Consider the following 12,984-nt stretch of genomic DNA (forward strand, 5'->3'; position numbering starts at 1 on the left):
TGATGTTCAGGCGAAATGTCAATAGCCTTTACTACACTTAACATTGTAGCAAAGGCTATTTGTCGTGCCGACCTACCTTATGGATTGGCGCTTACTTTTAATGGACGGGTTAGAATAACATATATCGCCAGATTGATTGCCCAAATAATCATAAGGATAACAATATATTGATGCTTAGTAACATAAAGTATAAATAGTTCCATCAGACTTATCCCGGCACATGAGGCACTCTACAAAGTTAATGTAGGGTACCTTGCTTCATATGATGTAGGATATGATGATTCTTCAATTTATATCTTATATTTGCAATTTTTCTTTAATAATTAATATTTGTTTTGTGGTTAATGGTTCTTCCATATTGAGTACAATGATTCTATCCTCAAAAAACAAAGTATATTCACCTGTTGGAGTGTCCTCATAATAGCGTTGATAAGCTTCTACTGTTTCAAATATTTTGTTATCGATGGATTCAAAGGTCGTGTTATCTCGCCACTCTGGGATTTCAAGTAGGTGCGCCTTCACAAGTCGATAAACGAAATCAAATCGAGGTTCTAACATCTCATATTCAATCCGTGGAGGGGCATCTTTTGCTGGCGGCGAATCTTGACGATAAACACTTTTAGAAAGAAATAGGGTGTTATCCGTCTCCTTTTCATATGAATAATAGTTGTAATCAATTGGACCGTATAAATCCTCACTGGTAAGAGGGATTTCGTGGCTATATAGTCTATACTCATGGCTTTCTGTTTCAGAAAGTTGCCAATCAACAGTCCGATAATTCGACTCATTACTTAGGCCAAATTCAAATCGCATAATGAACGCCATAAGCAATGCTAGATAAGCAAAGCTAGCAACGATAAGCACTGTATATGATATCAATTTATTCACCGTAGCAGATGCTTTTTTCTTCTTCAAATATTTTATTGATGACCAAAATACAATCATCAGAATAGGAACTTGAGCGATAGATAGAACTAAACCGAAACTACTTGTTTTAAGTGCGAGGTGGAACATTAAGTAGCCTAAACTGCCGAACAAGAAAACCATAAAGATAATATCAACAATTTTATACACTATTTTACTGTTCTTTACACATTCTCCACCAAAAGCAATTGACTTTTCCGAACGCTTAAGCCAAAGAAAGTAAGTCATCAATGAATACACATGATATATGATAACCGTTGCTATCATGGAACTACTTAATAATCGAATAGGATCTGACAAATAATCTATTGGGTTTAGTTGAAATGAATTGAACTGCACAATTAAATTCAATATAAAGACTAAAATCATAACAATCATAGACGGAAGAAAGCTCTTTTTCATACATTTCTTGATATTGTTTAATTTCTCCTTTTCGTCTGTCTCAAAAGGTATCTGATTATCCGCTTCACTACAAAAAATTTGCATCTGATTAAATTGAGTCACAAAATCCCAACCAGCAGCCTTTGCATACTCGATATAAGTTTGCTGGTTATCAGTAATGCCAGGATTAAACACCGAACCTTCAGAAAAATATGTGACAGTGTATTTTAATTTCTTCGGTGTTCCTTTTCTAAATGTCCATAAAAAAGATCCACACTCCTCAAGAAACATCCCCTTTGCTGCTAGTTTCTCCAGTTTTTTCTCCGCGTCTTCATAACGATCAAATCTAAAATTCATTATTCTTTTTGATTTATCTTTCATTGTTCCTCACCACCTATTATCAACATTTCATAATCATTTTTTAATTTTGTCACTCGAAGATATTCCTTTTCAAGCATTTCTGTACCAAGATTTGTTATGATATAATGCTTTTTTCGATTTTCGATCTTGGTTTCTATTATAATTTTTTCTTTTACAAAGTTATCTAACAAGCTGTATAAAGTTCCCGGTCCGATGATAACCCTTCCATTTGTAAGTTCTTCTACTTTTTTCATAATATCAACGCCACAGCTTTCTTGTGTTAGACAAATAAGGATATAAAACATTTGCTCTGTTAACGTTTGATACTTATCTCGTGCCATTAAATCACCCCACTTAGTATCGAATATCGATATTTTACTTTTAAATCTTAACATCGAATATCGATATTGTCAAAAAAAAAAAAAAAAAAAAAAAAAACAGAATCGTTTGTGATTCTGTTAGGAATTATTTATATATAGATAATTCTTACTTTAAATTCAGATTCAACAATTGCATAAGCTTCCAATTTCAAACCACACATCCAACCTGCTTTCTCAACCCTACTGTTTCACAAAAACATCTAATCTACTCTGTACGGACCCTCTGACATTCAATCTGTTCTGTACGGGGTCAGTGACATCTAATCCACTCTGTACAGGGTCATAAGGGCCTCTTAGACTAATTCCCGCAGAGCAAAAAATCATCGTTTTTCTAACTGAAAAATTTATCCCTAAAAACCCGGAAAGGCTTATATCAAGCCTTCCAGAGCACACTTCTTTATTTCCTTGACATCAATACTACCATCTCAACATGTGTTGTCACTACTATAGGAACACAATTTATTATCCTTGTTGCTACTATGGGAACACAATTCAGAAGATTCTTCTACATTCTTTTTATTCTTTTGACTTTCATTTTTTATAGCAGTTTTAAATTTACTTCCATCTATATTATCTGTAAATCCTGTCTTGTAAACAAATGTTAATTTATAAGGATCTATATTTTTATCTTCATCTGTCTCACCAACAATAACCTTTTCTATTATACTTTCAAAAACAAATCTATCAAACTCTTTTAAGACTTCATTATTCTCTAATATCTTTTTAAATTCTTTCATTCGCTTCTTTATATTATTTTCCTGAATTGTAAAGTCAAATGCATAAACTTTTTTTAAAATATATGCCAATATATTCAAAAAGATATACTTATAGTCACTAGCATTGCATTAATTTAATCTGAAGATTCATTTCATTTGAAATATTTCAAAAAATCCTTTATTGAACAAAAAAATCCTTTATAATGAAGAGGCAGGTGTTACCCTGTCCAAATCCAAAATAAAGGAATAGCATATGGACAAGGATACACTACTTTCATCATTTGGTAAATGGATTTCACCGATAAATTTTGATCTTTTACGCGAACAAGTCGAATCGCTAAAACTCGACTATTATACGAAGAAACTAACAACAGAATCATACCTAAAGTTAATGCTATTGGCTCACTTGGACGAGTGGGATAGTCTGCACGAGATGAGTGATGCACTAGTCGATGAGGAACTTCAGAAAGCCGTTGGCTTTCAATCAATCAGCGTCTCACAATTATCACGCCGAAATAATGAGATCCCTTCCGACGTCTTGGCATCGTTATTTTTTGATCTCGTGGGACACATTAAAACGTTCCATACCGATTTTAAAACCACTATGCCATTACACATTATTGACTCAACGACAATTCCGCTAAATATTCGGAAGTACCAATGGGCCGAGTTTCGTAAAACGAAAGCCGGCTTAAAGGTACACTTACGCTTGGTCATGATGGATAAACACACGACTTACCCTGATCAACTTACGATGACAGGAGCGAAAGAACACGACCGTGGACAGTTAGAAGTCCTGGTGGATAATCCGAATGCGATATACGTATTTGATCGCGGCTATCTTGATTACAAGCGCTTTGATTTGATGACGGATGATGGTTACTTTTTTGTCTCTCGCGTGAAAAAGAATACCGTGACACGAGATATTTGTGAATTCGATGCAGGAGACGAAAAAAATATTTTGTCTGATAAAATGGTATGGCTCGGTACGCCTCAAAAGCGTGCTGAAAATGCGTTTCGAATTGTCGAAGTAAAAGACGATAGAGGAAAGATTCTCCGCCTCATCACGAATCGATTTGATATTAGTCCCAAAGAAGTGAGTGAAATGTACCGCTCACGGTGGGCCATTGAATTATTTTTCAAATGGCTGAAACAACACGTTAAAATCAAAACTTTTTATGGCGTGAGTGAAACAGCGGTTGAAAATCAAATTTATACTGCTCTTATTGTCTACTGTCTTCACGTATTGATCCAATTAGAAACAGGAAGCAAAAGCAAAGTACTGCAAATTAGTCGATGGCTCAAACGTCTAGTTTGGAAGCCATCGTATCAATGGGTCAGGCGATTAAAAAATCGCACCGTACCGTAAAATAAAAAAGATGTCTGTTACTTCTGATTAAATGCATAATATCACCAAATGGACAGAGCCACCTTTAGTTCAGGTTTCCTTTTTTGGCTCTGAGATTAAGAATATAATAAACGGAATTTTCTGTCTTTTTTACGCAACACTAGTGATTTAAAATACTGATATTTCTATTGAAGAAATATCAGTATTCTAGGAAATGATAGAGCAACCCTTAATCACTTAAGTTGCTTATTCTTTTTATCTCCTTGTATCTCCACAGTCTAGGTTAACAACCACTGAAACATTGAAATACTTTTTCAGTACCTTTTTCTTAAAATTATGCTCATCTGCCACAAACTCAAAATGGTCGTGAAAGTGCTTGAATCTCAGGATTTCTATATAGTTTGCTTTTGTATCAACGCTATGCACTCCACATGGTGCGTGCCTGGAAACATATCGACAGGGATCATGTTTTTGACTTGATACCCTTTACGCGTTAGTTTCTCTAAGTCCCGCTTTAACGTAACCGGGTTACAAGAAATATAAATAATCTTTTTCGGTTTCATAAAGGCTAGGGCTCTAATGAAGTCATCGCTACTTCCAGCACGAGGAGGGTCCATAATGACCGCATCGACAAACTGCTTACGTTTGGCACTCTTAATCATAAATTCTCCTGCATCGGCGTTATGGAAGAAGACATTTTTGATATCATTTCGTTTCGCGTTATTGATCGCATCTTTAAACGCATCGTTATTTAGTTCTACACCAATGACTTTCTTAACACGCTTACTTGCAATTAATCCGATCGTCCCAATGCCACAATAGGCATCGATAATCGTTTCATTGCCGGTAAAGTTTGCTAAATCTAACGCTTTATTATATAAGATGTCCGTTTGAACAGGGTTCACCTGGTAGAATGACTTCGGTGAAATTCTAAACTTAAGCCCGCAAAGTGTATCTTGAATAAAGCCTTTACCATAAAGAACTGTCTCACGGTCACCGAGTACCATACTGGTTTTTCTGTTGTTGACATTCATCACAACAGTCGTAATTTCTGGGTGTTTTTCAAGTAACGCTTTGACAAAGTTTTTTCGTGACGGAAACACGTGTGTCCCAAGTACTAACACGACCATAATTTGACCACTTTCAAAACCAGTACGAATAAGAACATGTCTCAACAGACCTTGACGCGTATCTTCATTGTAAGGTCGCATTTTGAACGATTTTAATAATTCTCTAATTGAGACAATAATTTTATCCGCACGTTGGTCATGTAAGAGACACGAATCAATCGGCACGACTTTATGGGTACCTGATTGATAAATACCTGAAATAATTCGGTTGCGCCGATCGGTTTGGAACGTCGCATGAATCTTATTACGGTAATAGTACGGATCTTTCATTGGAATAATTGGCTCCACACGGCCAAAAGTTTTTAATAACTGAATCACCTGTTTTTGTTTTTGATCAAGTTGCTTTTCATAAGGTAAGTGCTGAATTTGACATCCACCACAAATATCAACGACGGGACATTTCAACTGTCGGTACGTTTGATTAGATTGCATGTATAAACTCCTATCTCATCGCTTTCTGTTCGACTAAACCACGACTAACTACAGTATACAACATTATCGAGACAATCACAGTAAGGATATCGGAAATTGGTTGCGTATAAATGATACCATTTAAACCTACGCTATAATCTAAAATGTATAATAGCGGAATAAAAATGAGCCCGTGACGCGAGATTGATAAAATGAGTGACGGAATAACTTTACCTAAACCTTGTAGGACGTTAATGAAAACGAACATAATCCCGACAATTGGGCCTGAGATAATTAAAGCACGAAGCATCGTCGTTCCATATTCAATCACATCTGGGCTATCAATAAATGATTGAACAATTGTGTCGGCAAGGAACCAGTAAATCGCTGTTAAAATACTGCCAAGAATAACTGCCGTAATAATGGAAAATTTGATAATCCCCCGTAATCGGTCAAAGTGTTTCGCTCCGTAACTATAGCCTATAAGTGGTTGAATTCCTTGACCTAAACCAATCTGAACGAAAATCATAATTAAGTTAGCCCGGATGGCAACTCCCATAGCCGCAAGTTGGATATCGCCATAACTCATAAGGAAGTTATTTAAGAACACATTCGCTACACTCAACATTAAGTTATTGAGTGATGCTGGAATACCGATGGCTAATACACCAATGAGTACACCATTTCTAACCATAAAGTCTTTCGGTTTAATTGACAGAATTGACTTGCCACTGATTAAATAGATTACAAAAAAACTAGCACTAAACGTATTACCAATCACCGTCGCAATCGCTGCGCCGCTAACCCCCATATCAAACCCTAAAATAAGAATCGGATCTAAAATGATGTTGGTAATTGTCCCAATCATCATCCCTTTCATTGCAAGCGTTGATTTACCTTCTGAACGAATAATATTACTAAATGTTTGTGATAAAATAACAAACGGTGCACCCATTGCCAAATAGGTTAAATATTCACGGGTATAATCAATGGTATCCGGACTGACACCGATAATATTTAATAACGCTGGCATAAACACCCAAAACGTCACCATTAATAATAATCCCAATATAATCGAGGCATAAAAAGCAAAAGCTGAAATATGTTTGGCATACTCTACCCGCTTTTCTCCAAGTGCACGCGATATCATTGAGGTACTACCAATTCCAAGCAAAACCCCTGAGGCAATAAATAATGAAAACACCGGCATAGATAATGTAATCGCCGCAACTTGTAGTTCATCTCCTGTTTGACCAATGAAAAATGTATCGGCGATATTATAAATAAAGACAACCATCATACTAATAATAGCTGGAATCGAATTTTTTGCGACCGCCTTTGGAATCGGCATCGTCTCAAATAGTTCTTTATCGTACTGCATAACTTCCCCTCACCCTCTAAAATTGTTCTTTCTACTCTATCCATTAATGTCTACGTGTCTCATAGATTGAACTAACGTTTAACCCTTTATACCTCTGTTCATTATGTTTATCTAAATGACGACTCATGATCGTCTAATATACAAAAAAAGAGCACTCATTTCCAGATAACTCAAACCTGAAAAGGAGGCTTCGACATACGGACGCGAAATATGTAGAACACTGTCAATATTATCTAACGGTTCACGGTAAAAGTCAATGAAAACACCTTGCTTTGTAGAAACAGATGAACACCTCTTTTCATATAATCGCCATAAGAAAAACAACACTTTTGTGAACAATAAAAAAACACTTCACTTTTTCGTTTGACTCTAGTATAGTTATTAGTATTTCCGGATTAAAAAGACATTTGTCCACGTCAGAAAAACACCATTATAATCATACCTTAAGTGGACATAATCAGTCCTCTTTATCGTATCAATAAAAAGATACATCACATTATTTTTGGAGGGAAAACAATGCAGCTACAAACACTACTTGAAGACATTAACAGTATTTTATGGGGACCGATTATGCTTATTTTGCTTGTTGGTACAGGCGTATTATTTACGATTCGCTTAAGAGGACTCCAAGTAAGAAAGTTTACGATGGCCTTTAAACAAACCTTTGGAGGGATGTTTAAAAAGAGCCAGGCTGATGAAGACGGTATGAGCTCGTTCCAAGCCCTTGCGACAGCGATTGCCGCCCAAGTTGGAACCGGGAACTTAGCTGGTGTGGCAACAGCGATTGCCCTCGGCGGACCTGGTGCTATCTTTTGGATGTGGGTTAGTGGGTTCTTCGGAATGGGAACGATCTTCGCAGAAGCGGTGCTTGCCCAACTACACACCGAAAAGCGTGACGGTGAAATAACGGGTGGGCCTGCTTACTACATTAAAAATGGATTAGGTAGTAAAAAATTGGCGGCCTTTTTTGCTGTATCGATTATTATCGCCCTAGGATTTATGGGAAATATGGTTCAATCAAGCTCGATCGCAGAAGCGGTTTATGCGGCTTTTGAAATCCCCAACGTGGTAACAGGTGTCGTCATCGCAATTTTAGTTGGCCTTATTATTCTCGGGGGTATCTCTCGAATTGCGTCATTTACTGAAAAAATTGTCCCAATTATGGCTGGTTTTTATATTGCCGGTTCGCTTGTGATTATTATTATGCATGCGGATATGATTTTACCTGCTTTTGAAATGATTTTTGTCGGTGCTTTTAATCCAAAAGCTGCGACCGGTGGTGTCATTGGGGTTGGCTTAAAAGAAAGTCTTCGTTACGGTGTTGCTCGTGGGGTCTTTTCTAATGAAGCAGGTATGGGTTCAACCCCACATGCCCATGCGGTTGCAAAAGTAAAACATCCCGCTGAACAAGGTCTGGTATCGATTATGGGCGTTGTCATTGATACTGGGATTGTTTGTACCTTAACAGCCCTCGTCATTTTAACAACAAACGCTCTACCAACAGGACTGTTCGGTGCCCAACTCACCCAAGAAGGATTTACGATTGGTTTCGGTAACTTTGGTACCACCTTTATTGCGATTTGTCTGTTTTTCTTTTCACTCTCAACGATTATCGGTTGGTATTATTTCGCTGAAGCCAACGTAAAATACCTCGTCGGTAAAAAAGGCGTCCCGGTTTTCCGGTTATTTGTTTTAATCTGTATCGTGTTCGGTACGACAATGAGTGCAGAGATTGTATGGGAACTGGCTGATGTCTTTAATGGCCTGATGATTATTCCTAATTTAATTGCCTTACTCGGCTTAAGCTCACTCGTCATTAAAGTTGCCAATGATTATGAAGGACCATTTTTACATCACCAATCTTCTACGTATGAGAATAAGCGCTAAAAAGAAAAAGCTTTAAGTTCATCTTTATATCAATACTAAAAAGCCGCAAAAGAAGCTAACACTGCTTTTGCGGCTTATTGATTACCTTGAAGTATGTCACTGGAGTGAACCACTTTATTCAAATCATCACGTGAGCGTAATTAGTAAAGGCTCACAGTACTCTGTGCCATGTCTTTTTCAAAGTCAAACCATGAACAAAGACGATACACTTGCCGGCTATTCCTTAAATTCTTTCATTTGACTAGTCACTTATCGATCAAGTCGGTGAATATGCGTCTTGTTATCGTCTGCTGCTCTTCTCGGCTAATTGTGCTTTCTCCGTCCCCTTCTTGCTTACCATATGAACCAAAGTTAGCATGGTTACCACCTTCTATCACACTGTAAGTCGTCGCCTTTGGTAATAATGATTGATTTGTTTCAAAAGTCACCCAATCTAAAACACCATCATGTTGGGCCGTAATTGACACGACTGGAAAATCAACCTCAGATAAATCACTGCCTCCAGCAGGGTAAGCCGCAAGAAAAACAAGACCATCTACCGCTTCCGGTTCTTCAGCCAGATACAACGCCGCACTTGCCCCACCCAAAGAATGACCACTTAAGTAAGTTGGAACATCATCAGATATAGTTGTCTCTAACTCCTCAATGGCATCCGTATTTAAAATGGCGAGATTAAATGGCATTTTCATGATATAGATCTCATACCCTTCATTCGTTAGTGGTTCAAATAAGGGGAGGTAACTTACTGGCTCAACTAAACCACCAGGATAAAACACAAGCCTTGCCTCAGTTAAATCAGTTGAAAGTTTAAGCCAATCATCTGTTTCTTCAACATGTGCCTCATCTAATAACGCCGTTGCTTCTGGTAATGGTTGATATGTATTAAGTCTCACAAACATAAATACCGAGATCAATAGTGCCGCAATCACACCGCCAATTATGATAAAAGTCTTTTTCAATTTTGAACTATTTCGCCATTTTTCACGCATATAACCCACACCCTTTCAATTTTGACACACGCCAATCTATAAATACTCTACTACACTTACGTTTTCAAATCCAAACGTTAACTACTAGACTTAAAGTTAAACGTTCTTACAATCATCTCTGTAACCTCATCAGGACTTAAATGCGTATTGTCTATTTTAAGATAGTGTTCATACGGCACCTCGCCTGGATGACTGACCATCCGGTAACGTGTCTTTTCTTCTTCCATTCGCTTTTCAGTCGTCTCGATATCACGTTTAGACGCTTTTTCTTTTAAACGTAGCTCTGTTTTATTGCGTTCAAACCTAGTCTGGTTATCTGTCACAAGTTCCACGTAGTAACATGTTGCGCCTTGTGCCGTAAACTTATCATGCAGCGCCTGAACATAATCCCAATCATCTGGCTCACTAAACGCCCACATAAACGTAAAGATAAGTCCCTGTTGATTCGTTTTAAGAAACTCATCAAAGATGACGTCACGCGTCTTTTCTATTGCCGGAAGATAAAACTCCCCGAAAATTTCTAACACCGGTTCAATCATCATATGGTTATGAAATAACCTTAACCCCGTCTGTTTCATTAATGCTTTTCCTACCGTCATTTTACCGACAGCACTATCACCAAAAATTAATACAAAATCCATTGGACTCCTCCCCTTTCGCAACACCTTATCCAATAGGTTACTTCTCTATATATCCAAGAAAATAACGAGACAGTTATGATAAGATGTTGTTATACACCTTATAACTTTTATATAAATCTATCAACGTCATCAACATCCTTATTTCTAGCATCATAGCGTGAAAAAGAGTCAGGCACAATGACAAATCATCAACAATCTTATGGTTTTAAATTTAAGGGCGATTATCAACAACGCATTGCCAGTGGGATCGTTTAAAACGAAATGAAACTGGAAAAGTTGTGTTTCAATATACCCTCGGTAATGTATCTTGTCTTCTTTCGTTCGCTTTTCAGTCGTTTCGATATCACGTTTAGATGCCTTTTTTAAACGTCGTTTTGTTTTTTTTACGCTCAAACCTAATCAAGTCATCTGTCACGAGCTCGCCGTAGTAACATGTCGCTCCTTGACTTGTAAATTTACTCTGTAGTGACTGAACATAATCCCAGTCATCCGGCTCACTAAACGCCCACATAAACGTAAAGATAAGTCCCTGTTGATTCGTGAAACTCATCAAAGATGACGTCACGCGTCTTTTCTATTGCCGGAAGATAAAACTCCCCCGAAAATATCTCACACCGGTGTAATCATCATGGGGAATTTTCTAATCTACAATATTAGATGAATTGTTCTTATTAAGAATGTGCTTTTTAATTTGATAAATAAGAAATAATACGCCGATTAAGAGTATGCCTTTTAAAAACTCAGGAGCATCAAGTATCGCTAATAGATAAACTGCTAACAGACCAAATAATTGAACAAAGATAAACTTTCCCTTTGGTTCTTGTTTTCTTAAGAAGAGAAATATGTACATAAAACTAAATGATATAATCATCATATAGTTACCTTCATTACCTTCACTAAGTTGGAAATACAAAGCGAACAATAATGTAACTGAACCCATGAGAAACCAAGATACCTTAAAGTACTCTGAACTGTCTTTCTTTTCTTGTTCCGACATTGTTAATTCTTTGAAGTTTATCATGTTCTCTAGCGTCATTATGTGAAAATCAATTAGAAAGATGCCTAATATCGTTAGATAAAAAAATAGAGGGTTCAGTTGATTTTCGATAATTATGGGTTGAATGAGAAAGAAGGTTGTCTTTATGAGAATTAATCCAACATAAATTTTTTGATTCTGATATTTTTTAAACAAGGCATAACAAATCAGTTGAAAAAATAGGAATCCTGGCCATACAAGAAATACAATTAAAAAGGCTTTTAGACCTTCTAGATCTTCTGGGGAAGGGTACAACATATTAGCATATATGAATGCCCAAATACTGCTGATAATTAATAATAATGATCTTGGTTTCATACGCCTAACTCCTCACTTAATTATTCATATCTCGCTAAATTAAACCCAACCACTGCAGCCTAGCTAACCATCCACGTCCTAAAATTGTTTGTCACTTGAGTGTTGCTCTACTTGTATGCAATCGAGCCCGGAAACCAAATGATGATAACATCTCGCTCTGCCATACAGGCTAGTATGATTGTATGGTGTAGTTTTTAAGGAGCGTGAACGTTCGATACCAAAGATATCTGATGCTTGATCAATACCTTTGTTTATAAATTCACTCTCTCTATCCGTACAGAATAATTTAAGCCGATGTAGATTCATCTTTACTGAACGGGAAGCGCGAGTGACAACCACCCCAATTATCAAATTCACAATTTAACATGTTCGATGTCACATCTTCATTTACTTCGTATTTTTGAGGTTTGAACTGGGCAATCGTATACTTCCTTGTTCTTTCATAATTCGGCCAATGCGACGTCTAGATACCTTGTCCCCTTAATCGGCTAATTCTTCTTTAATTTTACGCCGACCATAGATACGATGGCTCGCGTAAAAGATATTGATAATAGCGTCCGTGTTCTATTTATCTTGATTATCTTGTTTTGTCGCGACGTAATAATACGTCGCTCGAGGGACCTGTAACAGAGTACACATCGCTGATATCGAATACTTGTGACGGTTGTTTCTTATCACGTTTATTTTCGTCCCTTGGTCAGCGCTGCTTGCTTTAAAATATCATTTTCCATTGCAAGTTGTTTATTTTGCTTCCGTAAGCGAATGAGTTCTTCCTGTTCAGGTGTGCGGTTATCTTTTTCTTTGAATGACCCTGTTTCTTTATGTTGACGAATCCACTTGTCAAAGGCTGATGGCGTTAACGTATACTCTTTGATAATCTCGTTTCTTGGTTTGCCTGCTAAGTATAGTTTGACGACTTGTTCTTTAAATTCTTTCGAGAATGATCGGCGTGCTCTTTTTTCCATGATTGGTCTCTCCCTCCGAGTGATTAGTCTCACTAAGTTTAACTGACCTTAACAAAATTGTCTAGTTTAATGTAACCTTTCCACCATAAAACAATAGAAGAGTGAGACTACTATATC

At 37.0% G+C, this 12,984-nt stretch carries 12 protein-coding genes and 1 pseudogene; 2 read left to right on the forward strand and 11 right to left on the reverse strand.

The window, feature by feature from the left end; genetic code table 11:
* Nucleotides 1-77: 77 nt before the first annotated feature.
* The 4 genes from BM098_RS13875 to BM098_RS10240 form a co-directional block, all read right to left on the reverse strand.
* Nucleotides 78-203: a hypothetical protein gene (locus BM098_RS13875; RefSeq protein ID WP_268762407.1), complete on the reverse strand. Its 126-nt coding sequence runs from the start codon at nucleotides 201-203 to the stop codon at nucleotides 78-80.
* A gap of 94 nt (nucleotides 204-297) precedes the next feature.
* Nucleotides 298-1,686, reverse strand: coding sequence for a DUF2812 domain-containing protein (locus BM098_RS10230; RefSeq protein WP_089833021.1), 1,389 nt, complete (start codon nucleotides 1,684-1,686; stop codon nucleotides 298-300).
* Nucleotides 1,683-2,006 (reverse strand): PadR family transcriptional regulator, encoded by a 324-nt coding sequence (locus BM098_RS10235; RefSeq protein ID WP_089833023.1) that lies wholly within the window; start codon nucleotides 2,004-2,006, stop codon nucleotides 1,683-1,685. The genes BM098_RS10230 and BM098_RS10235 overlap by 4 nt, the downstream gene beginning before the upstream one ends.
* Before the next feature lie 464 nt (nucleotides 2,007-2,470).
* The gene (locus BM098_RS10240) at nucleotides 2,471-2,851 is read right to left on the reverse strand and encodes a hypothetical protein (RefSeq protein ID WP_234987481.1); all 381 of its coding nucleotides are present in this window, start codon (nucleotides 2,849-2,851) and stop codon (nucleotides 2,471-2,473) included.
* Between the two features lie 163 nt (nucleotides 2,852-3,014).
* Between BM098_RS10240 and BM098_RS10245 the strand changes: the two genes are divergently transcribed.
* A complete protein-coding gene (locus BM098_RS10245; protein WP_089833027.1) occupies nucleotides 3,015-4,130 on the forward strand; it encodes an IS4 family transposase in 1,116 nt (371 codons plus the stop codon).
* A 371-nt stretch (nucleotides 4,131-4,501) separates the two neighbouring features.
* Here the strand turns inward: BM098_RS10245 and rlmD are convergent, their stop codons facing one another.
* Together rlmD and BM098_RS10260 are read right to left on the reverse strand one after the other, a co-directional pair.
* The gene (gene rlmD, locus BM098_RS10255; RefSeq protein WP_089833031.1) at nucleotides 4,502-5,671 is read right to left on the reverse strand and encodes a 23S rRNA (uracil(1939)-C(5))-methyltransferase RlmD; all 1,170 of its coding nucleotides are present in this window, start codon (nucleotides 5,669-5,671) and stop codon (nucleotides 4,502-4,504) included.
* Nucleotides 5,672-5,681: 10 nt separating this feature from the next.
* On the reverse strand, nucleotides 5,682-7,031 hold the full coding sequence (locus tag BM098_RS10260) for an MATE family efflux transporter (RefSeq protein ID WP_089833033.1): 1,350 nt from the start codon (nucleotides 7,029-7,031) through the stop codon (nucleotides 5,682-5,684).
* A 516-nt stretch (nucleotides 7,032-7,547) separates the two neighbouring features.
* On the opposite strand from BM098_RS10260, the gene BM098_RS10265 reads away from it, so the two are divergent.
* Nucleotides 7,548-8,918, forward strand: a complete 1,371-nt coding sequence (locus BM098_RS10265; RefSeq protein WP_089833035.1) for an alanine/glycine:cation symporter family protein — start codon at nucleotides 7,548-7,550, stop codon at nucleotides 8,916-8,918.
* A gap of 245 nt (nucleotides 8,919-9,163) precedes the next feature.
* On the opposite strand, the gene BM098_RS10270 is transcribed toward BM098_RS10265, so the two are convergent.
* The 5 genes and pseudogenes from BM098_RS10270 to BM098_RS13770 all read right to left on the reverse strand — a co-directional run.
* Nucleotides 9,164-9,907, reverse strand: a complete 744-nt coding sequence (locus BM098_RS10270) for an alpha/beta hydrolase (RefSeq protein ID WP_089833036.1) — start codon at nucleotides 9,905-9,907, stop codon at nucleotides 9,164-9,166.
* Between the two features lie 77 nt (nucleotides 9,908-9,984).
* On the reverse strand, nucleotides 9,985-10,548 hold the full coding sequence (locus BM098_RS10275) for a DEAD/DEAH box helicase family protein (protein WP_089833038.1): 564 nt from the start codon (nucleotides 10,546-10,548) through the stop codon (nucleotides 9,985-9,987).
* 349 nt (nucleotides 10,549-10,897) lie between these two features.
* Nucleotides 10,898-11,098, reverse strand: coding sequence for a hypothetical protein (locus tag BM098_RS10280; protein WP_143423402.1), 201 nt, complete (start codon nucleotides 11,096-11,098; stop codon nucleotides 10,898-10,900).
* A 90-nt stretch (nucleotides 11,099-11,188) separates the two neighbouring features.
* Nucleotides 11,189-11,902, reverse strand: coding sequence for a hypothetical protein (locus tag BM098_RS10285; RefSeq protein WP_089833042.1), 714 nt, complete (start codon nucleotides 11,900-11,902; stop codon nucleotides 11,189-11,191).
* Nucleotides 11,903-12,076: 174 nt separating this feature from the next.
* Nucleotides 12,077-12,867, reverse strand: a pseudogene (locus BM098_RS13770) (IS3 family transposase); the annotation flags it as partial.
* Between the last annotated feature and the right edge of the window lie 117 nt (nucleotides 12,868-12,984).

The sequence above is a fragment of the Halolactibacillus halophilus genome (genome assembly GCF_900115605.1).
GTDB lineage: Bacteria > Bacillota > Bacilli > Bacillales > Amphibacillaceae > Halolactibacillus > Halolactibacillus halophilus.